Source organism: Candidatus Rhabdochlamydia sp. T3358 (assembly GCF_901000775.1).
GTDB lineage: Bacteria > Chlamydiota > Chlamydiia > Chlamydiales > Rhabdochlamydiaceae > Rhabdochlamydia.
In genome coordinates, this window is sequence record NZ_CAAJGQ010000012.1 from 138,614 (window position 1) to 163,199 (window position 24,586).

A 24,586-nucleotide genomic window follows, 5' to 3' on the forward strand; every position below is an offset into this window, starting at 1 on the left:
AGTGTCTAAAAAATGGTTGCAATATCATTCTCTCTCGCCTTAAGTACAATCCCCTATCTGCCAGAGATATTCCTTCTTGTCAAAATAAAATCTAACAGGAACGCAGTTATCGATAATTCCATCAGTTGGAATCCCAAGAATTTTGCAGATTGCAAAATAGATGCCCCCATGAGCAATGATAAGAGAAGGTCCTTTTTCAGTGAGCACTCGTTCAAGGCCCATTGTCACTGTTTGTAAAAAACTTTCTATTGATTCAGCTCTTTCTCCTTCTCTCATTTTTTCCCAGATAGCAACAGTGCACTCACTAAATTCAACTGTTTCAACTCGTTCTAATGAGAGTTTATGCAGTAAGATATCAGCTGTCTCTTTTGCTCGCTTCAAAGGGCTGGACCAAACTAAGAGAAGAGGAAGATTGGTAACCAGAGGTTCAATAGCTATTGCTTGACTACGACCTTTTTTGTTTAAAGGGATATCTAAGTGCTCTCCTTCAATCTTGCCGCAGTTGTGATCTGTTTGACCATGCCTAATGAAATAAAACTCTTTCTGTTTCAAAGATACCATCCATCTTCTGCATAAGGAACTCTATAGGTAATAGCGTAAAGAGCCTGACCAATATAGGGAATCAGATTGATAGGAAGATTTTTTATAGGGAAGAAATGTAATTCTGCACATTTATCCATTTCTAGATTACTAGGTTCTCCTTCCCAATTCTTGCATTCAAAAAAAACATCTACATTGAATCGATCGGTTTTGCGGTGCATGGCATGAACAAATATTAGCTGCTCATGACCGATATTGAGACCTGCTTCTTCTTTAGCTTCACGGATGATGGCCATGCTTGCGGATTCACCGTCTTCTACATGACCAGAGATAAGTCCATAATGCTCATCAAAATATCCGGTGTTTTTTCTCAAAGAAAGTAAGATTTTATCATTTCTTTTCAAGAGAAGATAAACATTAATGGCTGCACCACTTCTCTTCTTTGTACTCAAACCTTCCATCATCGTAGTCATATTTCCCTCCATATGCTTATAGAGAGTACAAGTACATTCTTTTTTTGAAAACTAGAAAAATCCAGAAGCTTATATACTCATGTTACGCAAGACCAACTTTTTCACGTAAAGTTTTCAGGTACCGTCAACATTGAAGATTTTTGCATGTTTTATCCTACATTCTACATTCCTAGACCTAAAAAACAAATTTTTCGAATTAGCTTAATACTAATTGTCCATGTAAAAATAGACTACATTCACTCTTTTTATGATTTGGAAAATCCATCTTAAGATAGTGTTTGTCTCTTCCTTACTTAGTTTAATTTAAGCAAAGTACTTTTTTTGCGCTTTTAGCTGATCCTGAGTTTATATTAACTGACATCATAAAGAATTAAACATAAAGTTGTTATCATCATTAGATCTTCTATTTAGTTAATTCAAAAAATTTGTCTTTTAGGTCTAGGAATGTAGGTTTTATGGCCGGATATCGTTTATTACTAAAAGTATAGTATCAGGGCCAACGCATGAAGATTTTGCTTGATAATTGAGAGATAAAAAATGACCTGGTCCTTTTTCATAAGGAGTATAAAATGGAAGGATTCATTCATTCTTCATCGATTATGATGCATTTTTCGATTTTACCAGACCCAAAAGAAAGGCATGCAATCAACTATCATGTCATAAAGATGATTTATTAGCTCTGGTGGGTGCAAAGAAAATTCTTCATGCGTAAGCCCTGATGAGCATGAGGATTTATATGAGGTGCGGGATGATTAAGATCCATTCTGAATTGTTTTAAGCCATCTTTAGACTCAATTACCAAATCTCCATAGCTATTTTTAAAAGTTCTAGGCTCTTTCCCAAAAAACGCTTCTAATTTTTCTATGAGATTTCTAGCTTTCAGTAAGTCAGTATTACTATTCTTGCTAGCAATCTTTGAGATATATATATTGGCATTCTAGCTAATCTATTAAAAGCTATCATCCCTTTGACAGCCCCATACCCACCAGCAACCAAAGAACCCATTTCTAGACCAAGTGTAGTTTTAGAACGAAAGGATTGATAAGAAGCATCCGAAGCATCGATGGATAGCATTCCCATGAAATGGCTTCCCATAGATGCTAATTGTTGCATTTGAGATTGCTCAACAGCTTCGATCATCGCGGATCTTTCATAAAGGTTCATTTTTAAATCTCTGGGATTTCAAATATTAGCATCGTAGTAATGACAAAACTCTTTTCCTTGTATACAGTAACTGCAAACACAGCTTTCGTTTTCACTAAGGAATTTCATCAGGAAGAGGAGCTCTAACATCTTTTACATATTTTATAGAGGATGCAGCAAATTTTTTATAATTTTGTTGAGCTTCATTAAGGCTTTCTTCATTAGCTCCTCCACGAAAATTTGGATTGTTAAATTGTACATCATCGTCTTCCTAATTACATATCAAATTTCGAATGTTTCATGAGTTCCTTCTGATAAAGTTAAGGAACCGCAACATGGGCATGGATATCCTTTCTTATCTTTTGTCATTTCTTAATTCCTTGTTTCCGAGCATCCTAGATAAAACTGGCATATTACTTCATCGGTGTTCTATAAGAAATTCTTTCATTGCTATTAGTTTTTTTGTTGCTTTAACTCTATTCACTTGGTTTCCCTCCATTACTCGAAGCGTTTCTAATGGGGTCCAAAAATCATACCATTGGTTAATAAGAATGGTATCTTTAATTTCAGAAGCATTTAATGATTCTTCTAGCTTGCCTACAATACCATAAAAATCTTGTGATTCGTTTTTAAGATAGCTTTCTATTAGATCAATCATATTTTGCCATGAACCTATCTTGAATTGAATATTAATTTTCGCTATGATGCATGATCTTTTTATTTTTTAACCAAAGACAGATGACATGAGCAAGCAAGGATTAAATGAAGAACAGTTTAAAATACTCGAACCCCAAATGGAAAAATGGGTAAATCGCAATCATTATGGAAGAAAATTAGCGCCATGGAGGCCTGTAATAAATACTATTTTCTGGGTGCTCCGTACAGGAGCTCCTTGGAAAGATGCACCTAGAAACAAGGAATTTTCTCATCCTTCAACAGCACATGCGTGGCTTGGAAGAATGCAATCCGCTGGGTTTTTAGATCAATTTTTAGAAGAGCTTCTTAAGATTGCAGAACAGCTAGGATGTATTGATGCCCAGAGACTCTCTGTAGATGGGTTTTTTTTCCAGAGGACGCGGAGGAGGAGAGCTTGTTGATTATGGGTACAAAGGTAAAGGCGTGACATCGCATTTACTGGTGGAAAAATCAGGAAGGCCTCTTGCAATTACTTCTACATCAGCATCCAGAGATGAGAAAGAACAAGTGATTCCTCTGCTTAGTAAAGTTGTTCCCTTCATTAAAAAAGTATGGAATCAGGGAAAAGCACCCATACTTGAAGCAGATAAAGGTTATGACTCAGAGCAAACACGTATCGATGTCCTTTCCTATAAGGTTTTTCCTCTGATAGCACGGAAAAGAAACACCAAGGGATATAAGATAAAAGGTATTTGCTACCTTGAAAAGCAACGTTGGGTCGTTGAGAGAACGATTTCTTGGTTAAAGACAGGCTTTCGTCGCCTTACAGTGCGCTGGGAAAGAAAGGCAGTATATTGGAATGGTCTATTAATGTTTGGACTACTTGGCTATTGGATGAATTTCTTAAGTCGGCAAGTATCTTTAAAACAATAAATTTAATTCAAGATAGGTTCATAGTTGTCGTTGATGTTTATTCATTAATTCTTTCTCTATGAGACTTTTTAAAGTAGTTAGAGAATTATTTATCAATTTCTTGCTTTTATTATTATTAATCTCTGGTGCTTCTTCTCCTGATTCTTTGATAATTTTTATTGCATTTATAGTTTCTAAAGTAGTCACTTCTTTTAAGAATTTTTCTTCCCAATCAGCTTCAACGGATTCCATAGCGCTCAATAAAAATTCTAAATTGCCGACTAAAGAGTTTAATTCAATATGACTCTTTTCAAAAGAGATCAAACTTTCATACATCAATTTTAATTGGCGTTTATCATATTCATTAATTTTTTTCATAAAAGCGATCCTTTTCCTGGAATAACTGTAATAATTTGACCATTTTTATTAACAATTACCTTAATTCTGTTTATCGAATCATAATATTCTAACCCTCCAGGAAAATCTGCAGGAGATACATGTCCAATCTCTAGCGTATTTTCAATTATTGAAGGCATAAATCCACGATCTTGTATTCTATCTAAAGCATGCCCGGTGTATTTTCTTCCATTAATTACCGCAGCTTCATTTCGAACAGTCTGAAATGGAGCATACTCTAAAGGAGCTCTCCTACTTCCAGCTGGAAAAGTGCCTTTTCGTTCTATAGATAATCGCTTAGCAAATTTAGCTACTTGTATAGGGGCCCTTGCTAATCTATTAAAAGCTATCACCCCTTTGACAGCCCCATACCCACCAGCAACCAAAGAACCCATTTCCAGACCAAGTGTAGTTTTAGAACGAAAAGATTGATAGAAAGCATCTGAAGCATCGATGGATAGCATCCCCATAAAATGGCTTCCCATTGTTGCTAATTGTTGCATCTGGGATTGTTCAACAGCTTCGATCATTGCGGATCTTTCATAAAGACTCATTTCTAAATCTGCAGATCCCATGTAGACCGCTGCTGTTTGTAGGTCGTGAAGCGATCCTATTACAAAATCAACAACACCATGACTCATTCCACCAAGTGCGCTGGTTATGCTATTACCTATTTTTATTCTGCTCATTTTTTTATGATTACAGGCAATTCCTATGCAGCCACATCTATTAGCACTGGATATTGGGGCATCTTATGAAATTTTATTTTCGATTTTTTCCCAGGCATTTTTTGGGACGCCATAATCTTCCAACGCGCATTCGATTGCAATTTCGAATGTATCTTGCAGGTGGTCATAAATACATTTATTCCCTTCAAATACATAAAGATAGAAGCCAGCTGCTGGATCCTCTTTGATTTCAAAATATCTAGGTTTAAGAGATTCGGGTCTAGCAGCCCATTTCATATAGTTATTCCTTCGTAAAATAATATCGGTGTTTTGATGCGGCATCAATCCATTTGCCATTTGGTGTTTGTTTCTCTAAATGAAAATGAGGTTTATCTCCATGTGGATCTCTGATATCAAAACGAATCTTATTATTACTACCCATTAATATCATATCACCGTCAGCATTTGTTATGACCTTTCCTCTTCCATGTAAGAAATCTTCTATCATTTTCACTGCATTGTCAATTTTATGAAAGCCGGGCTTTCCTGTTTTACACATAATTTTGGAAATTCCAACTGATGCTCTAGCCAATCTATTAAAAGCTATCATCCCTTTGACAGCCCCATACCCACCAGCAACCAAAGAACCCATTTCTAGACCAAGTGTAGTTTTAGAACGAAAGGATTGATAAGAAGCATCCGAAGCATCGATGGATAGCATTCCCATAAAATGGCTTCCCGTCGCTGCTAACTTATGTTTTTACAGTCCATTTAAATAATTTTACGTGATTAATAAGTTCATTTTCTACGCATTGTTTATCATCCGATAATTCATTTCCTCCCCAGTTTTTTGTCATTAGATGAAGATGGTCATCTCTGGTTTTGTTAAGAAGTGAGTCCACCATATTTTTTAATTTTTCCAATCCCTTATCATTCCCATGAATCTCAAGGATGTCATTTTTAGAATCCCACTCAAAAGTTAACAAATAATCAGACTCATTTGAATTCATACAAATATTCTCCTATAGAAAATCGGATCATAATATTCTAACCCTCCAGGAAAATCTGCAGGAGATACATGTCCAATCTCTAGTGTATTTTTAATTTTCAACGCATGTAATCTTTTACAGAACTGTCTTTAATTCGTTTATTTTATCTTCAACCATTTTTTTCAAAAGATATAATGAGCTTTCCGTTATGATATTTCCTTCATCGGTGAGATTTTCTAGCTCTTGGTCTAAAGCTAGTGAATAAGCAACTTCAATATCTAGCCATAAAGTTCTGAAATCTTTTTTCCATTCTTCCTCAACAATTGTAAGCTGATTCAAAAGACCCTCTAAATCTTGAATTAAATCACCGATATATAATTTTTTATCAAAATATTTTTTAATTTGTAGGCTTATCAATTCTAAGAGATTTATCTCTTTTTTAATTTTCTTTTCTTGAAATATCATTGATTAATAGCTCCATAAGAAATTGTTATCACTCTGCCCTTCGTATTTAAAATAACAGTCACGTTATTAGTATTGGAATAATAAGCCACAGTGCCTGGATTTTTCCCTACAGAAGGAGATCCATTCTTTATTGTTTCTTCAATAACTGAAGGCATAAATCCTCTATTTTGCATTTTATCGAGAGCATGACCTGAATAAGTTCTCTTATTAATCACCGTAGCTTCATTTCGAACAGTCTGAAATGGAGCATACTCTAAAGGAGCTCTCCTACTTCCAGCTGGAAAAGTGCCTTTTCGTTCTATAGAAGATAATCGCTTAGCAAATTTAGCTGCTTGTATAGGGGCCCTTGCTAATCTATTAAAAGCTATCACCCCTTTGACAGCCCCATACCCACCAGCAACCAAAGAACCCATTTCCAGACCAAGTGTAGTTTTAGAACGAAAAGATTGATAGAAAGCATCTGAAGCATCGATGGATAGCATCCCCATAAAATGGCTTCCCATAGATGCTAATTGTTGCATCTGGGATTGTTCAACAACTTCGATCATTGCGGATCTTTCATAAAGGCTCATTTCTAAGTCTGCAGATCCCATGTAGACCGCTGCTGTTTGTAGGTCGTGAAGCGATCCTATTACAAAATCAACAACACCATGACTCATTCCACCAAGTGCGCTGGTTATGCTAATACTAGTTTTTAAATTGATGTTGATATTCATTTCATTTATAAATCTTTCAAAGACTTCATCGGAGTTTTTCTTCAATCAATTTTTTTAAATTTGAAACGGCGTCTTTAATCAACTTTTCTATTTCATTTTTCTTCATTTTTGGCATTTCTGCATTAATTGATTCTAACGTTGAGAATTCATTTAAAAATTTTTCTTCCCATTCCTCTGTAACATATTCCATTGAATGCAATAAAGATTCCAAGCTTCTTACTAACTCACTGAGATCTACTTGTTTATTTTCAAAAGATAACAGCCGTTTAAACATCAAGTTTAGTTGTTTTTCATCATGTTCGTTAATTTTATTCATTGCCCACTCCCTGTTGGAATAACAGTTATTATTCTTTCGTTGTCCTGTATAATTACTCTCAAGTTATTTACCTGATCATAATACTCCACTCGCCCAGGAATCTTGGTTGATCGTACACGCCCTGTTTCAATCGCATTTTCAATTACTGAGGGCATAAATCCACGATCTTGTATTCTATCTAAAGCATGCCCGGTGTATTTTCTTCCATTAATTACCGTAGCTTCATTTCGAACAGTCTGAAATGGAGCATACTCTAAAGGAGCTCTCCTACTTCCAGCTGGAAAAGTGCCTTTTCGTTCTATAGATAATCGCTTAGCAAATTTAGCTACTTGTATAGGAGCCCTTGTTAATCTATTAAAAGCCATTACCCCTTTGACAGCCCCATATCCACCAGCAACCAAAGAGCCCACTTCCAGACCAAGTGTAGTTTTAGAACGAAAAGATTGATAGAAGGCATCTGAAGTATCGATGGATAGCATTCCCATAAAATGGCTTCCCATTGTTGCTAATTGTTGCATTTGGGATTGTTCAACAGCTTCGATCATTGCGGATCTTTCATAAAGACTCATTTCTAAGTCTGCAGATCCCATGTAGACTGCTGCTGTTTGCAGGTCGTGAAGCGATCCTATTACAAAATCAACAACACCATGACTCATTCCACCAAGTGCGCTGGTTATGCTATTACCTATTTTTATTCTGCTCATTTTTTTATGATTACAGGCAATTCCTATGCAGCCACATCTATTAATATCAGATGTTGGATCCTCGCCCATGCAATGGCAAAAACCCTCTCCTCGTACACAGTAACCACAGGCACAGCTTTGGTTTTCATTCATGTCAGAGGAAAGGCCAAAATAATCGACATAGGTCATTGGGGTATTGTGTGCGTAGGCATGGTCTCTCAATGCTTTATAAGTTAAAAATTAGTTTTTAAAATTATTCCTTGTACTCCTCTATTTCTTTTTCAGTAGTATATAGATCTGAAAGTTTACCAAGCCATAAGGATCTAAATTTTTTAGGTATTCGGATTCGAATTTCTACTTCCATTTCATTAAGATCTTCTATGGAGTATTTATTTGTGCATTCTTGAACTAGGCTAAATACTTCTTCATTCATGGTTTTACTCTGGGGTAACATCTATTGGATAAATTCTTTCATTCATAATTTCGGACTTTTTATTTTTTCTCATTTCAAACTCTATTAAGTGAGTATGTGGGTTTTTATGAGGTGTAGGATGGTTAAGATCCATTCTGAATTGTTTTAAGCCATCTTTGGATTCAATCAATAAATCCCCATGGCTATTTTTGAAAGTTCTAGGCTCTTTTCCAAAAAACGCTTCTAATTTTTCTATGAGATTTCTAGCTTTCAGCAGGTCAGTATTACTATTCTTGTTAGCAATCTTTGAGATATATATTGACGTTCTAGCTAGCCTATTAAAAGCTATCATCCCTTTGACAGCCCCATACCCTCCAACAACCAAAGAACCCATTTCCAGGCCAAGTGTAGTTTTAGAACGAAAGAATTGATAGAAAGCATCCGAAGCATCGATGGATAGCATCCCCATAAAATGGCTTCCCATTGTTGCTAATTGTTGCATCTGGGATTGTTCAACAGCTTCGATCATTGCGGATCTTTCATAAAGACTCATTTCTAAATCTGCAGATCCCATGTAGACCGCTGCTGTTTGTAGGTCGTGAAGCGATCCTATTACAAAATCAACAACACCATGACTCATTCCACCAAGTGCGCTGGTTATGCTATTACCTATTTTTATTCTGCTCATTTTTTTATGATTACAGGCAATTCCTATGCAGCCACATCTATTAATATCAGATGTTGGATCCTCGCCCATGCAATGACAAAACCCTTCTCCTCGTACACAGTAACCACAGGCACAGCTTTGGTTTTCATTCATGTCAGAGGAAAGGCCAAAATAATCGACATAGGTCATTGGATTGTTGTGTGCGTAAGCGTAAAGGTTAAGTCCATCGATAGTGCCTAAGGGATCAGGGCTGATCCATCTGCCGATTTCTGGATCGTAATAGCGGTAGCCAAAGTAAATAAGGCCTGTTTCTTTATCTACTCTTTTACCGCGGTATCTCCAAGGGTTACCAACGGAAGAATCTGAGATCTCTCTTCTCTTTTCATTAATGATTTTTTCTTCTCCATAAGCTGAGTAACGATAGCTTTCAACAACCTTGCGACTCTTATGATCAAGAAGGCAGGCAATGTTCCCTTGCAGATCATAAATGGGGATGTAAGTTTCCTTCTTTATCTCGATTGCAATGGCTGGGGATTCGGGATTATTTGGATTGCTTGGGATTTTTAGCTCGATGATGATCCCTTTTTCGTTCACACATCCGATTTCAGTGTCATCTATATAGAAGAAGCGGAGGGTTCTCTTCTTTCCTTTGGAATCGACATGCTTGCTGAAACGTTTGCCGATGAGATCGTAGGTGAATGTAACAGCGTCCTGATCATCTTTGATAGAGACGATTTGATTGAGCGGATTGCTCTGATAAGTCCATGTTTTCCCATTCGCTATTTTGGTAGCAAGATTCCCATTAAGATGGAAGGTATAAGTGTTGCTTTCTGTTTCAAGGAGCTCATTCAATCCATTGACTTTGTAGAGCAATCCGTCTTTTTTAAGGCGATTACCAATCGAATCATAGGAATAATTATGTTCGATATCGCCTTTTTCAGAAGTCAGCTGTAGAAGAGTATTGTAGCCATACTCAGTTGTAAAAGAAGCCTCTTCAAGAGAGGTTTCTCGTTTTTTTATGTTATCTAATGGATCATACTCTAAGACTTTATCTTGGAAGAAGTCGGTTACAATGCCAACTCTTCTTCCTGCTTCATCCCAGGCTTGGGTTCGAGCTCCAAGATGTCCGGGCAAGATTTCTTCCATAATATTGCTCATTTGATCTCGAGATGCGACAGAGTAGGTGTAGAGCTCCTTTTTATCTTTGCTGAAGCGCAAAATGTTTTTTACTAAAGGCCCCTCATAGGAATACTCCACATAAGATCCATCTGGAAACCTAAGTGTTCTAACCTTGCCTTCATCGTCATAAGTTCGGCTGACTTGATAAGAGCCGAACCCATCTTTGATAGTTTCAGAAGTAGGCAATTCGTTTTCATCATAGGTATAACTGAGCGCTAGATTACCGCGATTCATGCTGGTCAGATTTTTGTTATAATCATAGTACAGCTTGTACTCGATGTTCTTTTTGTCCTCTTTGTAAGAGACCATTTCCAGATCACCGCGATTGTTGTATTGATAGACAATAGGTGTCTGAGCTCCTGGATAGGATTTTTTCGTGAGCTCGCCGTAAGAATTGTACTCGAAACAGGTTGCTCTTTCTTCCAGGCTTTTCCCAATCGTAATCGTTTCAAGCCGATCCCCTTGATTGTAAGCGTACTCAATCTCAAAATCTCCCAGCTTTGTATCGGCGGAAAGGATGACTGCTTTTTCAAGCATTTTATTCCCTGCAAAGTCATAGGAGGTGTCTACGCAGCTGAGTAGTTTGCCCGATTTATCCTTCTTGCAAACTTGAATCAGGTGATCATCACTATCGAAAATCTCTTCAGTAAGATTTCCCATGGGATCGATTACAGTACGCTTGCTTCCCTTTTGCCCCCAGTCATTGACATAGGCATCATCATAAATAATCTGAGTTGAGTTGCCAGCAGCATTTGTCGCTTTAACGACACACCCGAATTCATTGTATTCGTACTTCATCAAGATGCTTTCTTGATTCTGCGGGTAGCCGATGATTTGATCGAGGTTTCTTGCGTCATTGTAGACGAATTTTTTTCTAAGAAGCGCATGGCCTGTAGAGTTTTCTGTTCTTTCTTCGACGACTCTGTCTAAGAAATCATATTCTTTAACATCAAGAGTGAAGTCTTTTGCAGACTTGTATTTCTTAACGCTTTGCACTCTTCCTAGCGAATCATAAGAAAGATCCACTTTTTGATTTCCTTTTTTTATGCTGGCAAGGTGTCCGGCTGCATCATAGGCATAGATTGTCTTTTTACCTCGAACATCTATTTCGTAATTTTTATGAAAGGCGCTGTAATCACACGAAGTTTCCTTGAAGGAGTAGCTATTGCTGTCTTTGCGATAATATGCAATCTTGCTTAGGCGACCGACGTAGTCGTATTCAAAGACTTCAAGGATGCCGTTCCTGCAATAATGGTGATGCAGATTGCCACCGCTGTCATATTTGAAGGTTTCTTTGGTACCATCAAGATAATGAACCTCTCCTGGTTTGCCTTTCACATTGTACGTTTTTCTAAGGGTTCTTCCTTTGGGGTCTGTGATAGAAGCAGGATTGTCAAATAGATCATAAGTGTAGATATATGTTGGTCTTAAAGATGCATGCAATCCATTGCTAACTTCTGGATAAGTGATACTGACTGGACGGCCGAGAGAATCATTATTATAGATGGTTTCATTACCGAATTGGTCTCTTTCTCTGCTTTTATAGCCTGATACATCATAGCTGATTTGTGTCTCGAATTGGATACCCGCTCTGTCTCTTTCAACAGTGTAGACCGGGCGGTTTTTTAGATCATATCCATACTCAATAGAAATACCAGTATCTGAATGAATTTCTGTTTTCAGATTTTGGTTTGCGTCATAGGAGTAGTGAGTCTCACTCCCCATAGGATCTGTTTCAAGAACAAGCAATCCATGAGTATAGTGCTTATTGACGGTGTAGCGATGTTCGCCACTTGCATCGTAAATCTCTTGCGCAGAAATATTCCCTTGGCCATCAAAACGGTTGATTGTCTTCTTGATAAGAAACTCAGATTTTCCGTCGGAAGTGCTATATTTTTGCTCGATGACCTCAGGTACACCGACATTCGGGATTTCTTGCTTAGGAGAGATATTGGTGATCCTCCTCTCTTTGACGCCGTAAAAGTCTTTAGGGTCGCCTTCCTTTCCATCATCAACGACTACCTTGATTAATGCGGCATCATCGTTGTAAACATAAAAGAATCGCTGTTTGATCCCTGAATTGTGGCCTTCATCTTCGGAGTCTAAAGAACCGTTTGTCAGGACAAGCTTTTTGATAAGCAGGTTTGTCCCTTTTTTATACCAATACTTAATTCCCGCACCGTTCACATCTCTTTGAAAAAAGCCATGAGTGCTTTCTCCAGAAAAATAGGAAAAGTTTTTAATATGGCCATTTTGATTAGTGACAACCCCATCCTCATCAATGCTAAGAGGGGAAGAATTTGCTCCTGAGAGATTTCCATATTCCCGTTCTTCAACAATGTTTTCCTTATGCATATTGTCATAGATAAATTGCTTATAGTAAAAAATGTTGCCGTCTGCATCTTTAACGGAGATTGAAATCAAATTCCCTGCATCGCTTTTTACTCCCCATGATTTTTGATGGATTCTATAGATTGAGCCGTCAAGATACTGCTCTACTGCAATAAGCTGCAAATCATCATCGAATCGGTGGATTGCTTTGCTATAACCAGGTCCGTTAACTTCAGTGCACTTGTCGTTATAGGAGAATTGAATGCTTGCTGTTCTGTTAAAGTCTTCTGGAGCGGTGACTAATTGGACTTTGTGTTTATTTGCTTTATCCGTGTAATACTCCACTTGCACAAAGCGTCTTTCAGGCAAAGTTTTTTTTACAAGAAGAGCATAGTTGTCTACGATTTCATATTGATAATGCAAATCAGGCTTATTAGACCTAGCAACAGATGTTAGAAGTTGAATCCCAGTTGCATCCTTCTGAAATTGATATTCTGCAGTTTGTCCATCGCTTGTCTGTATGTGGACTCCATTTTCATATTGAAGTTTAATCCAAGCTAATTCTTTTTTTTCGGCTGCGTTAGTCTCTTTGATAAGAATAAGTTGATTGTTTTCATCAAATTCATAAAAGATCTTATTACCGCTTGGCAGGGTTTCATGCGTAATGGAGTAAAAATTGCTAGAAGAATTTTTAGTATAAAAACGCTTACCTTCTGTGCAAAGAAGAAGCTCGAAGCTATCGGTTTGCGGATCGTAATAGAGCTTATTATTTTTCAAGTTAGTCCAAGCGCCAAGATTTCCTCTTGCAGTATTGGCAATTCCGGCGCTTTCTATTTCTACATCGATCTCAAATAGAACGGGTTTTGTGGGATTAGTAATATTCCTCCAGCCCACATAGGTTAAGATGCTTCCATTGGAGTTGCCTACGTAGACAAAGGTACGCTCAAACGTCCCTTCTGTAGAAGAGTAAGTTTTGCCTTCAGGGTCTTTTTGCATGGTAAGGAAGCATTGGGGGTTGAACCGCCAGCCGCCAAACGTTGCGACTTGAAGGGTATCTCTACTACTATAGAATCTAGAAAGAATCAAAGAATCAGGTGCTGTAACTACAAGATCGACCTCTATCTCTGTATAATCACCATGAATAATACTGACGTTCTCAACTAAGCTTGCAGGATCACCTTCTCTTGATCCAAGATATACTTCACTAATTGAAGTTTGCGCAGCATTTGCATGCTGAAAACAGAACAGATAGGCTACAAAGCCAAGTATCAATCGTATCATCATTTTAGCTCTTTAGTTAGCGTAAGATACACCATTTAAAGCGCTAAATAATACGCAGATAAATATTTTTTTTACGAATAGAATTTTTTTTATAAATTCTATTAAACGCAAAAAGCTAGGATATTGCGTAATTTGATAGAGCAGAAAATTTATTGATGAAAGTTGTTATTTCCACTTGAGTTGTCTAAGTTTAGCTCTGCATGTAATTTTTGTAAGCGATCGACCTGTAAAGCCAAGGCGGACTGGAGTTCTTTCTTCTCTGATAAAAGAGATCTGTGTTCTGATAAAAGAGATTGCAGATCAGAACGTATTTTTTGTAACTCACTAGAAACTACAGAGAGTTCTTGACGGGTCTCTTGCAAGCGGGTGTTCTCCAAACTATATTCTGCTTGCAATCCAGATAGTTGAGTGGATACTTGAGATGCTTTAATTTGTAAATCGCTATAACTTTTAAGAACATCTGCTAATTTATCATGACTACAAGAGATTTGTTGGTGCAGGTGGTTTAGCTCTTTGATCTTTTGTAGAGTCGTATCGTTATTTTGTAGGGATACTAGTTGTTCAATGATTCTCTTGCCTCCTTCTAATTGATCAGCTTGCTCTGTTGATGTTTTAGAAACTAACTCCATTAAGTGCTTAGCTACCGTTTGTTGTTTCTCCATAGTTATAGAAAAAGCACTGAGTTTTTTCTCTGCTTCTTGAATCCCTGTTGTAGCAGGCTTTAGGTCTACGAGGTTGACACGTAAATCTTCAACAGAATCGAGTAGATCTTTGCTGGTTTGACTTAAGCAATTTGTATGAATAGAGAGTTTTGTCACTTCTGTTTTTAGATTTTCATTTTCCACTTTTTGCTGGGTAACTAAAGAGTGTAACTCTTGATTATGATCGGCAAAGTCCTGATTTTGTTTCTCTAGATCTTCGACACACTCCCTCATTTTTTTTAGACTTTCATAATGGCGTATGAATAAAGTGCCTAGACTACATACACCGGAGAGCGCTGCGAATGAACCGCAAATAAAAACCGTTTGTGTAAAAAAAGTGATCACAGCACAACAGACGGAAATAACAAGGCCTGCCAGCATGGTTTTTTCCTTCCAATCGGCTGTTTGCGTTATGTTCAAGATTCTTTGGTTAATAGGGGAGAGGATATAATTTGCCGCTGTTTGAATAGATGAAATAAGCACTTTTTTAGCTCCTTGTGATAAGATAAAGAAGGGATCTAGAGATCAAAACAAAACATCTTATAGAAATTTTTAAATTAGTAATTAAATTTTAAAATTGATTCTTTGTCAATAAAATGATCTAAGGTAAAAAAAGGGATGTAAGGAGATAAGACATGCGAGAAGAGATTACAGAAGAGCAGTTTGCTATAGAGACACTAGAGCGGTATTCAGGATGTGAAGTTGCAAAATTTCAATCAAATCTACTGTTAACCAATTTCCCTAGATATGTAGAGTATTTTGCAAAAAGTAGATCTGTACCGGTTATCGAAGGGTCAATGTTTAAAGTAGCTCATTGCCCAGCAGAAGATATCAGTATCTTAGATTTTAAAATTGGCTCCCCCGCTGCTGCCTTAGTGGTTGATTTGTGTTCTTTTTTACCGATTAAGGCAAGTTTGCTTTTAGGAATGTGTGGGGGATTAAGAAGGCGCTATCAAATAGGGGATTACTTAGTTCCCGTAGCAAGCATCCGAGGAGAGGGAACGTCTGATTTCTATTTTCCTTCTGATGTGCCTGCTTTGTCTAATTTTTTGATGCAAAAAGCGGTAACCGACGTGTTGGAATTGCAAAAAGCGGTTTATCACATTGGCATTACCTATACGACAAATATGCGATTTTGGGAGTTCAATGAAGAGTTTAAAAACTTGCTCAAAGCCACAAAAGCACAAGCCATTGAAATGGAATGTGCCACATTATTTTCAGCAAGCTATAAGCGCAAGTTTACACTAGGAGCTCTTCTCCTTGTTTCTGATCTGCCGCTGGCTAACTTTGGAGTAAAGACCAAAAAAAGCTCAGAGTCTGTTTATCAGCGCTATATGGCTGATCATGTTGAAAAAGGAATAGATATCATTAAACACTCCCGAGAGATGCAAGAGCAACGCATTAAAGGAGCTTATCATCGCAATATTGGAATGGGAGTTCCTAAAAGTCACTCGCGTTAAAAAAGGCGCAATCCACAACTGCTTTAAGTTGCTTGTGGATTGCTGGATAGCTTTCTGATTTTATTCATCTTTCTCAACTTTATATTAGCATAAAAAAACGCGAAGGAAATTAAGTAAGAGATAAATAAAAACAGAGGATGCCCTTTGGCTAAGTCTGAATAAAGTGTTTGAAAAAAGAAAAACTTATCATGCAAGAAAAAAGATGCTATTTGTGTTCCAATTGTAAGAACAAATAAAAGAATAGAAAATGTTAAAAACTTGGTTCCTCTTTTGAGATACCCAAAATAATAAAACATCCATTTATATAAGCAAAAGAGCCCAAATCCACTTCCAGTATATAGTACATCCTTTGGGATCCATCCAAGTTCTAGAGCATCTATATAACTGATAACTTCAAGAAGAATAGAAAAAAGAAAAATCCTTAACCACCATTTTCTGATCTCTGATTCGGCACAAGTAAAACCACTATTCATAAAATATTTTTATAAAAAGGATGTAAAAATTTTATAACAAAGTAGCAGACTCTTTAGAAAAGAGCAATCCACAAGTGCTTAAACTAAGATTTGTGGATTGCTAATGAAACTTGGCTATTATTAAAAAGCAGATCTCAAAGTAGAGGTTCTACGGAGTTGGAGCAGGAGCAGTTGGGCAGCATATTGCCACACACATAGGCCAGAACGCTCCGCCTGTTCCGGTTCCTGCTGCTAAACAAGCTGACATACAAAGAGCAAAAAGACCAAACCCTGCATCAGCTGTTGGAACACTGCTTATTGCTTGTACGGCTCCAAATAACATTCCTGCTGTGACAAGTTTACCAGGTGTTAATTTACCTGCGATATAACTTGCTCCTGTTTGCATAGTTTCAAATATAGGTTTTGCTATAGAGTTTACTGTGACAGGTTCATTGGGCTTTACTAGACCAACTGCATGTAAAGGACCCTGCAAAGATTGTAATGGTAAATGAATTTTCATAAAAATTTCTCCTTTGGTTACATGCTAAAGCTCTAAAAATAAGAGCAATGCTAAAAAACGGATCTAGTGTATAGCTTGTATTAGAAAAAACGTCCAGAAATTTTTTTTAACAGGTAAAAATATTTAAACTAAAGAAGCTCTTTTGTCTTAATTGAGAACTCTTTTTTTAGAGAAGCAACAACGCTCTCTTCGAGTTGTTTGGGATGGGTAATTTTAGGTAGAGCTAATAGTTTTTTTAATACGGTTTTTCCGCTTTGTTGTTGTGCGGTAAGAGTCATCTTACTAAATTTGAGCAGTGTGAATTGATGAGCAGAGGCAAATATTCTTAAGCGTGTTAAATGATAGAGCCAAAGGATTTGCATAGGATAAGCGCCAAAACGATCTGTTAACTCTATGAGAAGGGTGTCTAGTTCTTGCGAAGTGGTAGCATCTCCAAAACGGTGGTAAATTTCCATGCGTAAAGTGGGCTCATCTATGTAGGTATCGGGAATGAGTGCATCAAAAGAAAACTCCATTTTGGTTTCTGTAAAAGAGATCGCTTTATTGTTATTTAGTGCATTTACCGCTTTTTTTAACAATTTACAATAGAGGTGAAATCCAATGGAGGAGACTTGCCCTGATTGTTGAGTACCGAGTATGTCACCTGCTCCTCTGATCTCTAAATCGCGCATGGCAACTCGCATGCCTCCTCCATAACCAGAGGATAAACTTAAGGCTTCTAAACGTTTCAAAGTAATTTCAGGGAGCTGTTTTTTAGCAGGGACTAAAAAATACGCATAGGCTGGTTTATTCCATCTGCCTACTCGACCTCGCATTTGATAGAGATCCGCTATTCCAAATGTATCAGAGCGGTCGATCAAAATGGTATTGGCATTGGGGATATCGATCCCGTTTTCTACAATGGTAGTGGAAACTAAAATATCCGCCTCTCCTTGTTTAAAGGCATGAAAGACCGTATCAATTTCATCAGAGGACATTTGCCCATGCCCTACTACGATACGCGCTTCTGGGGCTAATTTTTGTAGTTCTTTAGCGATTAGAAAAATAGTTTCAATGCGATTATGAATAAAGAACACTTGTCCATCGCGCAGTAGTTCTCTAGCTAAGGCATTTTGTATGACAGAGTGGTTGCGTTCTACAATGATTGACTTAATCGGTAGACGATCTTGAGGTGGAGTATTGATAATCGAGACTTTCTTGATACCAATTAAGGAAAGATACAGAGTACGAGGAATTGGTGTCGCGGAAAGAGTTAGACAGTCAACACCTGTTTTTGTAGTTTTTAGACGCTCTTTTGCACGGACACCAAATCGTTGTTCTTCATCGATAATGATAAGACCTAGATTTTTAAATTGCACATCTTGACTGATTACACGTTGGGTCCCGATTAAGATATCAATGGTACCTTCTTGAACTGATTGAAGTGTTTTTTTTATTTGAGAAGAAGAGCAAAATCTACAAGCAAGTCCTATTTGGATGGGAAAGTTAGCCATTCGCTGGCAAAATGTTTCGTAGTGCTGCATGGCTAAAATCGTAGTAGGGACAAGAACTGCAACTTGTTTATGGCCATCACATGCAGCTTTAAAAGCAGCACGCATAGCTACTTCTGTTTTCCCATAACCGACATCTCCACAAATGAGACGATCCATAGCTATCTCTGATTGCATATCTTGTTTAATAGCTGTGATGGCATTGATTTGATCTTCTGTTTCTACGAAAGGGAAATCTTCTTCAAAGGCTAGCATAGTTTCAGAATCAGCTGGATAGGCAAAACCTCCTTGAACAGTGCGTTCTGCTTGCAAGCGCAGCAATTGATCAGCGTACCCAACAATAGCTTTTTGTGCCATGTGACGTGTTTTTTGCCACCTTGTCGATCCTAGTTGGCTAAAGGTAGGGATTGTATCTTTAGTTCCGATATAACGACTGATTAAATGGGACTGAGAAAGCGGGACAAAAAGTTTACTCTTTTCTGCATACTCAATCACCATAAATTCTGAGATAGCTCCTAAATGATTGGTCTGTTTTTCTGTTCCCATATAGCGGCCTATTCCACTATGAAAATGCACCACAATATCACCGGGGAGTAGTTCATGAAATTCAGAGATAGGTATGGAGTGGGACTGGCGCCATTTTTGACGCCTTGGTTTTAAGCGATGAGTGAGTTCTGCTGTGGTGATAAGAGATAGTTTTGCATCTTTCAAGACAAATCCGCTAGATAGGTAACCGATTTGAAAATCGGTTTTCTCGAGCGTCTTGGTTTTTTCTTCCAATAAGGTTTTTTGCGCAAAAGTAGAGCAAAGAAAATGCACTTGCATATGAGGATGCCGATATAGAGCTTGCAGAATTTCTTCCTCTTGGATGGATGCTTGATTGTCTAGAGTGGAAAAGAACTCAGCTACTGGAATAAAGGGATGTCTACATCTTTTGGTTTGTATCTGTTGGTTAAACATTTCAAATTGCAAAGGCTGAAGAGGAGTTTGTCCCATATGCACCGTGGGTTTTTCTTGAATAGAAGAAAGAGACTCAATTTTCTCAGAGCTTAAAAAAATTTGCGATAGAGGTTGCAAACAAGAAAAAAGCTCTTGGAAAGAAAGGACTAAGCGGTTGTGTAAAACAGGCATTTTTGCAAGAGAGACCAAGCGATCTTCAATAGCTAGTAAGTCGTTAAAAATGACAATGGTATTAGGGCCTAGATAATCTGAAAAAGAAGTGAGTTCTTGTGTTTTTTGTAAAAGAGTAAGCTCAGATGCAGGACAGAGCCAACATTCTGTATGTTTTTCTGTTGTGATTTGCGTTAAAGGATCAAAAGATCTGATTTCTTGAATTTCATTCCCAAAAAACTCAATCCGAAAGGGAGATAGGGCAGAGGGAGGAAAAAAGTCGATAATCCCTCCTCTTACAGCAAATTCTCCTTTATCGCTTACTATGTTTGCACGTTGATAGTTTAAGAGCTCTAGATGCTTAATAAATAAGGAAAAATCAAGAAACTGATGGACTCGATATCTCTGAAAAAGCGTACGCATGGTTTCTTTGCAAGGCAATTTTTGCAAAACAGCTTGCAGAGGAGCAAAAATGACATGAGGGGAATCATTTTCCAATAGAGAGTTGAGCACTTCAAAGCGCTTTCCCATTAAATCAGAACTAGGCGAAATTTCTTCACCGGGCAAAGTTTCCCAAGCGGGTAACTCACAAAGATGTGGCAGAGAAAACAACTGCATGTCCTCAAGTAAACTATCTTGAGATCCGCTACTGATTATGAGCACGTGCTTATTGGTAATCTGAGATAACAACCAAATGATAATAGCTTTGGGACCATTCCAAAGCTGTTCAATCAGAATAGATGGTTCATGAGCCAGAACATCAAGAAACCCTTGTAGTAAAGGATAATTGATTAAAATTTCTTTTAGGCTTTTTGTAAGCATTTTTGTACTTGTTCAAATGCTTGTAATAGCCCGTCTGGATTTTTGCCTCCAGCTTGAGCGTTTTCTTTTTTCCCTCCCCCACTACCTGAAATAATAGGGGTAATTTCTTTGATTAAAGAAGAAGCAAAAATTCCTTTTTGGATGAGGTCTTTGGATACTCTAACCATTACTTGACAACGCTCTTTTGCTGTGTAGGCTAAAATTACGACATAAGAGCTAAGCTCTTGTGCAATTTGTTCGCTTAAGGGATTTAGCTCTTGTGTATCTACGATTTGTGCTATAAAAGGAATAGATCCAACATATTGCACTTTCGTTAGAAGAGTTTGAGCTAGTTGTTTTAACTCTGAGTTTTTTAAGGTTTTTATCTCTGTCTGAAGAATTTTATTTTCTTCGATGAGATTTTGTGTTTTTTCTACAAGCTGCAAGGGAGAGCTTTTTAGAAGAGTTGCCGCTTTTTCAAGTCTATCCTCTTGCTCATAGATCCATTCTTCTGCTTTAACTCCTGTATATGCTTCAATGCGTCTTACTCCAGAAGCAATGCTACTTTCTTTAATAATCCTAAAGGAGCCAATGTTAGAGACATTTTCAGCATGGGTACCACCACATAACTCTTTAGAATAGTTTATATCAACTACCCTTACTATATCTGCGTATTTATCCCCAAAAAACTGTTTGATGTCAGAATACTTTTGAGCTTCTTCAAAGGAAACTTCATAGGTTTGTACCTTTTGACCTTCTCTGATTTTTTCCTGAACAAGCCTTTCGATTTGACGTATTTTTTCTTTTGAAAGCGCTTTGTGATGATTAAAATCAAAACGTAGATGATCCTCAGTTACAAGAGAACCTGCTTGCCTAATATGAGCTCCGATTACTTTTTGAAGAGCCCAATGCAATAGATGCGTAGCGGTATGATTATTGGCAATTTCTTGTCTTTTTTGTTTATCTACTTGAGCACATAAAGGTTCTCCCAAAAGCAGACAACCTTTTTCCAATCTACCTACGTGAGCAATAATTCCTGGAAAAGGAGAATAGCAATGAGTGACTTTAAAATGAGCTTCTTTATGGATCAATGAGCCTGTATCTCCGACCTGTCCTCCTTTTTCTGGATAAAAGGGGGTTTTATCAAGTAGAATATAGCCAGTTTGTCCCTCTTTTATTTCTTCGACAAATTTACCATCAATGATTATTCCTATAATAGCTGCTTCTGCTTCGGTTTGAGTATAGCCTAAAAAATCGGTGGTTGGATGATGTTTAATATAGTCTTTGAATATGGTATCTTCTGCTTGTGGAAAATAAGTTGTCTGCGCTGCTTTAGATCTGATTTTTGCTTGATTTTCTAATACAAGATAAGAATCCAAATCCACCCTTAAGCCGTTGTCTTTAGCAATGAGTAGAATTTCTTCCATAGGGAAACCATATGTGTCTTTAAGCTTAAATGCGTTTTCGCCTGAAATTTGCTTACTAGAGCTTGTTTTAGTCTGATCAATAATGGTGTTTAATATATTGCCACCTCGTTTTAAGGTGCTAAGAAAAGTCTCTTCTTCTAAAGTGAGGATATCAGCAATTCTTGAACGTGATTCCACAAGCTCTTTATAGTCAGATCCCATTGTATCTATCAAACAAGGAAGCATATCTGCTAAAAAAGGCCTTTGAAGTCCAAGTATACGCCCATAACGCACAGCTCGTCTCAAGAGTTTGCGTAAGATATAACCCCTTTCTGTGTTACTAGGTTGAGCTCCGTCTGCAATAGCAAAGCTAAGAGCGCGGACATGATCGGCGATCACATGATAGGCAGGAGCTAAATGAAGGTCCTCTTTTCGATAGGGTTTATCACACAGTCTTGCAACTTCTCTAATAAGAGCTTGGAAAATGTCTATTTCAAATACGGAATCAACCCCTAATTTTAAAGAGACAATACGCTCAAGACCGGCTCCCGTATCAATGGATTTCTTAGGAAGAGGTTGCTGCTTTAAGGAAGCGTCTCTATTAAATTGCATGAATACAAGATTCCAGAACTCTAAAAAGCGCTCCCCATCAGGATCTTCTAAAGGAGAAGACGCCCTGCCATAAGAGGGACCGCGATCAAAAAGCAATTCGGAGCAAGGACCACAGGGGCCTGTATCTCCCATAGCCCAAAAATTATCTTTTTCACCCATCCGAACAATGCGTTTTTCTGGTAGGTAGGCTTTCCATAGCTCAAAAGCTTCATCATCTTCTTCAAATACAGTAGCCCAGATCTTTTCTGCATCAAAACCAAAGATAGTAGTCGATACTTCCCAAGCATATTGAATCGCTTGAGCTTTGAAGTAATCACCAAAAGAAAAATTGCCTAACATTTCAAAAAAAGTTAAGTGACGTGAGGTATGACCTACGTTGTCTAGATCATTATGTTTACCACCAACACGAATGCACTTTTGGCAAGTTGTAGCTTTGGTATACCCTCGTTCATTTTTGCCCAAGAACACATCTTTAAATTGGTTCATTCCTGCATTAATAAACAGTATTGTAGGATCATCATGAGGGATGACTGATGAAGAGGGAACAATTGTGTGTCCTTTGTCTTTAAAATACTGAAGAAACTTAGCCCGAATTTGTTGAGAAAGCATAAAATTTGTATCTATTTACACGATTAAAAAGACCCACAGTAGCAAAACTAGCGCTAAAAGTCAAAAAAAGCGGGTAATAAAATGCAGTAATCTTGTATTTTTTTAAAAAAAATTTATAAGAGGTGTTTATAATGGCTATAGCAGCAGTTTCTCAATACTATATATCTATTAGTTATTTTCCCCCGATTTATCCTCTAGACTTGCTGAAAAAAAAAACCTTTTGCTTTGCTTCGCTATTAACCGAGCCTGTATGTAAAGCACATGAACTTTTTAGAAGGTTGTATGTAGTAGATGAGCTAAATCCTACCGCTAGTAAAACAAGCAATTGGGCCAGAAAATTTTTTCTAGGTATGGGGATTTTGGTTAGCTCTTTCTTATCGATAGGCACCGCGCTTCCAGGTGCTGCTTTACGCGGTATAGCCAGTCACTTGGAGAAAGAACCCTTTATCTATTACCAAGGCAAACTACCAGATAAGACCTTAAAAAATGATTTTTCTCTCTTATCTTGGAATATTTGTTGTGTAGGTGGTGGCTATTCTATTAGCGATGGAGGGGTAATGCCTTGGCATTTTAGAATAGATAAAATCATTACAAAAATTACTGAGGAAGACCCAGATATCCTTGCCTTATATGAGGTTATGGATACAGCCTCTGGATTTCATCTCTATGAAAAGCTACAGGAACAATATGCCCATTTTTATTTCAATATAGGACCAAGAGCAATAGGACCATCTTCTGGGATATTTGTAGCAAGTAAAGCTGAAATTAAAAACCCTGGATTTACCCCTTTTCCCAAACAGATGTTAGTGGGGAGAACCAAGATATCGGAAAAAGGCGTGTTTTCTTTTGACATCCAAGTCGAAGGAAAAAAGATAAAGGTCTATGCAACACATCTACAGCATTCAGAGCAGCCACAATATCCAACTGAAGAGGAAGTAGAAGCTAGAAAAAAAGAGATGGGCTTAATTGTTAAAAAAGTAAATCAGGAAGCTGGCAATGTTATAGTAACTGGGGATCTTAATCTAGATAATGCAGAATATGAAAATTCCTTTTGGAAAGAAACTTTTCAAAATTTGCCCATTGATGAAAATGCCTCAAGAACATGGGGAGGAGATGAGTTTTGTGCAAGAATGGTAGGGAAAAAAGATTCTGGTCCTTTAAACTTAGATTATACCTTGATCACAAAAAAATCTGAAATAAAAGGTACAACTTCACTAGTAGAAACCGGTTATGATGATACAAAGGTTACCATAGATGCTCTTTCTGATCATAGGGGGCTTTTAAGTCGATTTAAAATTAACACAACCCATTGATAAAAAGTTTCGTTCAAACAAACCTGATAGATTTTGAGCTATTTAATGGGCAACTTGAATCAATGCATCTTTGTAAAATCTCCTGAAAATTTTAATGAGGCAGGGCCTCAGTTCTTCTTGAGATTTTTAACCCCAATGTTGAGTTTAATTAACTAAGAATAGGAAAGATAAGACAAAAAAACAGTGTAAAAAGACCTCTTAATGTTGTACAAGTTTCGTTTCTGAAAAAACAACAACAAAAGAGGTCAAAAATGGAAACGCTTATTGAATTATACTGCTCTGTGGATGATTTTTGGAAGGATTTC

The 24,586-nt window shown here is 37.4% G+C and carries 24 protein-coding genes and 1 pseudogene; 4 read left to right on the forward strand and 21 right to left on the reverse strand.

Annotated features, from left to right (window positions below; genetic code table 11):
- Nucleotides 1-39 precede the first annotated feature (39 nt).
- The 5 genes and pseudogenes from RHTP_RS03755 to RHTP_RS03775 form a co-directional block, all read right to left on the reverse strand.
- Nucleotides 40-561, reverse strand: coding sequence for a histidine phosphatase family protein (locus tag RHTP_RS03755; protein WP_138106791.1), 522 nt, complete (start codon nucleotides 559-561; stop codon nucleotides 40-42).
- Nucleotides 549-1,013 (reverse strand): NUDIX hydrolase, encoded by a 465-nt coding sequence (locus tag RHTP_RS03760; protein WP_212742854.1) that lies wholly within the window; start codon nucleotides 1,011-1,013, stop codon nucleotides 549-551. Before RHTP_RS03760 ends, RHTP_RS03755 begins: the two co-directional genes overlap by 13 nt.
- An 879-nt stretch (nucleotides 1,014-1,892) precedes the next feature.
- The gene (locus RHTP_RS03765) at nucleotides 1,893-2,177 is read right to left on the reverse strand and encodes a hypothetical protein (protein WP_138106792.1); all 285 of its coding nucleotides are present in this window, start codon (nucleotides 2,175-2,177) and stop codon (nucleotides 1,893-1,895) included.
- A 94-nt stretch (nucleotides 2,178-2,271) separates the two neighbouring features.
- Nucleotides 2,272-2,367, reverse strand: a pseudogene (locus RHTP_RS09115) (CPCC family cysteine-rich protein); the annotation flags it as partial.
- A 207-nt stretch (nucleotides 2,368-2,574) separates the two neighbouring features.
- Nucleotides 2,575-2,814, reverse strand: coding sequence for a hypothetical protein (locus RHTP_RS03775; RefSeq protein WP_138106793.1), 240 nt, complete (start codon nucleotides 2,812-2,814; stop codon nucleotides 2,575-2,577).
- An 85-nt stretch (nucleotides 2,815-2,899) separates the two neighbouring features.
- Between RHTP_RS03775 and RHTP_RS03780 the strand changes: the two genes are divergently transcribed.
- Together RHTP_RS03780 and RHTP_RS03785 are read left to right on the forward strand one after the other, a co-directional pair.
- A complete protein-coding gene (locus tag RHTP_RS03780) occupies nucleotides 2,900-3,253 on the forward strand; it encodes a transposase (RefSeq protein WP_138106794.1) in 354 nt (117 codons plus the stop codon).
- Nucleotides 3,210-3,725 (forward strand): transposase, encoded by a 516-nt coding sequence (locus RHTP_RS03785; protein WP_138106795.1) that lies wholly within the window; start codon nucleotides 3,210-3,212, stop codon nucleotides 3,723-3,725. The genes RHTP_RS03780 and RHTP_RS03785 overlap by 44 nt, the downstream gene beginning before the upstream one ends.
- An 18-nt stretch (nucleotides 3,726-3,743) precedes the next feature.
- Here the strand turns inward: RHTP_RS03785 and RHTP_RS03790 are convergent, their stop codons facing one another.
- The 12 genes from RHTP_RS03790 to RHTP_RS03845 all read right to left on the reverse strand — a co-directional run bounded on the left by RHTP_RS03790 (nucleotide 3,744) and on the right by RHTP_RS03845 (nucleotide 14,991).
- Nucleotides 3,744-4,082, reverse strand: a complete 339-nt coding sequence (locus RHTP_RS03790; RefSeq protein ID WP_138106796.1) for a hypothetical protein — start codon at nucleotides 4,080-4,082, stop codon at nucleotides 3,744-3,746.
- Nucleotides 4,079-4,789 (reverse strand): DUF4258 domain-containing protein, encoded by a 711-nt coding sequence (locus RHTP_RS03795; RefSeq protein WP_138106797.1) that lies wholly within the window; start codon nucleotides 4,787-4,789, stop codon nucleotides 4,079-4,081. Before RHTP_RS03795 ends, RHTP_RS03790 begins: the two co-directional genes overlap by 4 nt.
- Nucleotides 4,790-4,852: 63 nt before the next feature.
- The gene (locus RHTP_RS03800) at nucleotides 4,853-5,065 is read right to left on the reverse strand and encodes a hypothetical protein (RefSeq protein WP_138106798.1); all 213 of its coding nucleotides are present in this window, start codon (nucleotides 5,063-5,065) and stop codon (nucleotides 4,853-4,855) included.
- 4 nt (nucleotides 5,066-5,069) lie between these two features.
- On the reverse strand, nucleotides 5,070-5,495 hold the full coding sequence (locus RHTP_RS03805; protein ID WP_138106799.1) for a hypothetical protein: 426 nt from the start codon (nucleotides 5,493-5,495) through the stop codon (nucleotides 5,070-5,072).
- Between the two features lie 25 nt (nucleotides 5,496-5,520).
- Nucleotides 5,521-5,778 (reverse strand): Imm32 family immunity protein, encoded by a 258-nt coding sequence (locus tag RHTP_RS03810; RefSeq protein WP_138106800.1) that lies wholly within the window; start codon nucleotides 5,776-5,778, stop codon nucleotides 5,521-5,523.
- Between the two features lie 114 nt (nucleotides 5,779-5,892).
- A complete protein-coding gene (locus tag RHTP_RS03815) occupies nucleotides 5,893-6,222 on the reverse strand; it encodes a hypothetical protein (protein WP_138106801.1) in 330 nt (109 codons plus the stop codon).
- Nucleotides 6,219-6,938: a DUF4258 domain-containing protein gene (locus RHTP_RS03820; RefSeq protein WP_138106802.1), complete on the reverse strand. Its 720-nt coding sequence runs from the start codon at nucleotides 6,936-6,938 to the stop codon at nucleotides 6,219-6,221. The genes RHTP_RS03815 and RHTP_RS03820 overlap by 4 nt, the downstream gene beginning before the upstream one ends.
- Nucleotides 6,939-6,963: 25 nt before the next feature.
- A complete protein-coding gene (locus tag RHTP_RS03825; RefSeq protein ID WP_138106803.1) occupies nucleotides 6,964-7,254 on the reverse strand; it encodes a hypothetical protein in 291 nt (96 codons plus the stop codon).
- Nucleotides 7,251-8,126 (reverse strand): DUF4258 domain-containing protein, encoded by an 876-nt coding sequence (locus RHTP_RS03830; RefSeq protein ID WP_138106804.1) that lies wholly within the window; start codon nucleotides 8,124-8,126, stop codon nucleotides 7,251-7,253. Before RHTP_RS03830 ends, RHTP_RS03825 begins: the two co-directional genes overlap by 4 nt.
- Before the next feature lie 64 nt (nucleotides 8,127-8,190).
- The gene (locus RHTP_RS03835; protein WP_138106805.1) at nucleotides 8,191-8,370 is read right to left on the reverse strand and encodes a hypothetical protein; all 180 of its coding nucleotides are present in this window, start codon (nucleotides 8,368-8,370) and stop codon (nucleotides 8,191-8,193) included.
- 4 nt (nucleotides 8,371-8,374) lie between these two features.
- Nucleotides 8,375-13,810: an RHS repeat-associated core domain-containing protein gene (locus tag RHTP_RS03840; protein ID WP_138106806.1), complete on the reverse strand. Its 5,436-nt coding sequence runs from the start codon at nucleotides 13,808-13,810 to the stop codon at nucleotides 8,375-8,377.
- Between the two features lie 146 nt (nucleotides 13,811-13,956).
- On the reverse strand, nucleotides 13,957-14,991 hold the full coding sequence (locus RHTP_RS03845) for a coiled-coil domain-containing protein (RefSeq protein WP_138106807.1): 1,035 nt from the start codon (nucleotides 14,989-14,991) through the stop codon (nucleotides 13,957-13,959).
- 152 nt (nucleotides 14,992-15,143) lie between these two features.
- On the opposite strand from RHTP_RS03845, the gene RHTP_RS03850 reads away from it, so the two are divergent.
- Complete coding sequence (locus RHTP_RS03850) at nucleotides 15,144-15,968, forward strand: AMP nucleosidase (RefSeq protein ID WP_138106808.1); 825 nt, start codon at nucleotides 15,144-15,146, stop codon at nucleotides 15,966-15,968.
- 23 nt (nucleotides 15,969-15,991) lie between these two features.
- Here RHTP_RS03850 and RHTP_RS03855 read toward each other — a convergent pair whose 3' ends face one another.
- From RHTP_RS03855 to alaS, 4 genes are all read right to left on the reverse strand, one after another.
- Nucleotides 15,992-16,441, reverse strand: a complete 450-nt coding sequence (locus RHTP_RS03855; protein WP_138106809.1) for a hypothetical protein — start codon at nucleotides 16,439-16,441, stop codon at nucleotides 15,992-15,994.
- Between the two features lie 148 nt (nucleotides 16,442-16,589).
- Complete coding sequence (locus tag RHTP_RS03860; RefSeq protein ID WP_138106810.1) at nucleotides 16,590-16,940, reverse strand: hypothetical protein; 351 nt, start codon at nucleotides 16,938-16,940, stop codon at nucleotides 16,590-16,592.
- Nucleotides 16,941-17,068: 128 nt separating this feature from the next.
- Nucleotides 17,069-20,362, reverse strand: coding sequence for a transcription-repair coupling factor (gene mfd, locus RHTP_RS03865; protein WP_138106811.1), 3,294 nt, complete (start codon nucleotides 20,360-20,362; stop codon nucleotides 17,069-17,071).
- A complete protein-coding gene (alaS, locus tag RHTP_RS03870; RefSeq protein ID WP_138106812.1) occupies nucleotides 20,344-22,968 on the reverse strand; it encodes an alanine--tRNA ligase in 2,625 nt (874 codons plus the stop codon). Before alaS ends, mfd begins: the two co-directional genes overlap by 19 nt.
- 131 nt (nucleotides 22,969-23,099) lie before the next feature.
- Between alaS and RHTP_RS03875 the strand changes: the two genes are divergently transcribed.
- Nucleotides 23,100-24,281: an endonuclease/exonuclease/phosphatase family protein gene (locus tag RHTP_RS03875; protein WP_138106813.1), complete on the forward strand. Its 1,182-nt coding sequence runs from the start codon at nucleotides 23,100-23,102 to the stop codon at nucleotides 24,279-24,281.
- Nucleotides 24,282-24,586: the final 305 nt, after the last annotated feature.

Bases quoted from the DNA above. Each gene is read 5' to 3' on its own strand.
- RHTP_RS03755 (WP_138106791.1), bottom strand. From the start codon at position 561: ATGGTATCTTTGAAACAGAAAGAGTTTTATTTCATTAGGCATGGTCAA.
- RHTP_RS03760 (WP_212742854.1), bottom strand. From the start codon at position 1,013: ATGACTACGATGATGGAAGGTTTGAGTACAAAGAAGAGAAGTGGTGCA.
- RHTP_RS03765 (WP_138106792.1), bottom strand. From the start codon at position 2,177: ATGAACCTTTATGAAAGATCCGCGATGATCGAAGCTGTTGAGCAATCT.
- RHTP_RS03775 (WP_138106793.1), bottom strand. From the start codon at position 2,814: ATGATTGATCTAATAGAAAGCTATCTTAAAAACGAATCACAAGATTTT.
- RHTP_RS03780 (WP_138106794.1), top strand. From the start codon at position 2,900: ATGAGCAAGCAAGGATTAAATGAAGAACAGTTTAAAATACTCGAACCC.
- RHTP_RS03785 (WP_138106795.1), top strand. From the start codon at position 3,210: ATGGGTTTTTTTTCCAGAGGACGCGGAGGAGGAGAGCTTGTTGATTAT.
- RHTP_RS03790 (WP_138106796.1), bottom strand. From the start codon at position 4,082: ATGAAAAAAATTAATGAATATGATAAACGCCAATTAAAATTGATGTAT.
- RHTP_RS03795 (WP_138106797.1), bottom strand. From the start codon at position 4,789: ATGAGCAGAATAAAAATAGGTAATAGCATAACCAGCGCACTTGGTGGA.
- RHTP_RS03800 (WP_138106798.1), bottom strand. From the start codon at position 5,065: ATGAAATGGGCTGCTAGACCCGAATCTCTTAAACCTAGATATTTTGAA.
- RHTP_RS03805 (WP_138106799.1), bottom strand. From the start codon at position 5,495: ATGGGAATGCTATCCATCGATGCTTCGGATGCTTCTTATCAATCCTTT.
- RHTP_RS03810 (WP_138106800.1), bottom strand. From the start codon at position 5,778: ATGAATTCAAATGAGTCTGATTATTTGTTAACTTTTGAGTGGGATTCT.
- RHTP_RS03815 (WP_138106801.1), bottom strand. From the start codon at position 6,222: ATGATATTTCAAGAAAAGAAAATTAAAAAAGAGATAAATCTCTTAGAA.
- RHTP_RS03820 (WP_138106802.1), bottom strand. From the start codon at position 6,938: ATGAATATCAACATCAATTTAAAAACTAGTATTAGCATAACCAGCGCA.
- RHTP_RS03825 (WP_138106803.1), bottom strand. From the start codon at position 7,254: ATGAATAAAATTAACGAACATGATGAAAAACAACTAAACTTGATGTTT.
- RHTP_RS03830 (WP_138106804.1), bottom strand. From the start codon at position 8,126: ATGACCTATGTCGATTATTTTGGCCTTTCCTCTGACATGAATGAAAAC.
- RHTP_RS03835 (WP_138106805.1), bottom strand. From the start codon at position 8,370: ATGAATGAAGAAGTATTTAGCCTAGTTCAAGAATGCACAAATAAATAC.
- RHTP_RS03840 (WP_138106806.1), bottom strand. From the start codon at position 13,810: ATGATGATACGATTGATACTTGGCTTTGTAGCCTATCTGTTCTGTTTT.
- RHTP_RS03850 (WP_138106808.1), top strand. From the start codon at position 15,144: ATGCGAGAAGAGATTACAGAAGAGCAGTTTGCTATAGAGACACTAGAG.
- RHTP_RS03855 (WP_138106809.1), bottom strand. From the start codon at position 16,441: ATGAATAGTGGTTTTACTTGTGCCGAATCAGAGATCAGAAAATGGTGG.
- RHTP_RS03860 (WP_138106810.1), bottom strand. From the start codon at position 16,940: ATGAAAATTCATTTACCATTACAATCTTTGCAGGGTCCTTTACATGCA.
- mfd (WP_138106811.1), bottom strand. From the start codon at position 20,362: ATGCTTACAAAAAGCCTAAAAGAAATTTTAATCAATTATCCTTTACTA.
- alaS (WP_138106812.1), bottom strand. From the start codon at position 22,968: ATGCTTTCTCAACAAATTCGGGCTAAGTTTCTTCAGTATTTTAAAGAC.
- RHTP_RS03875 (WP_138106813.1), top strand. From the start codon at position 23,100: ATGGCTATAGCAGCAGTTTCTCAATACTATATATCTATTAGTTATTTT.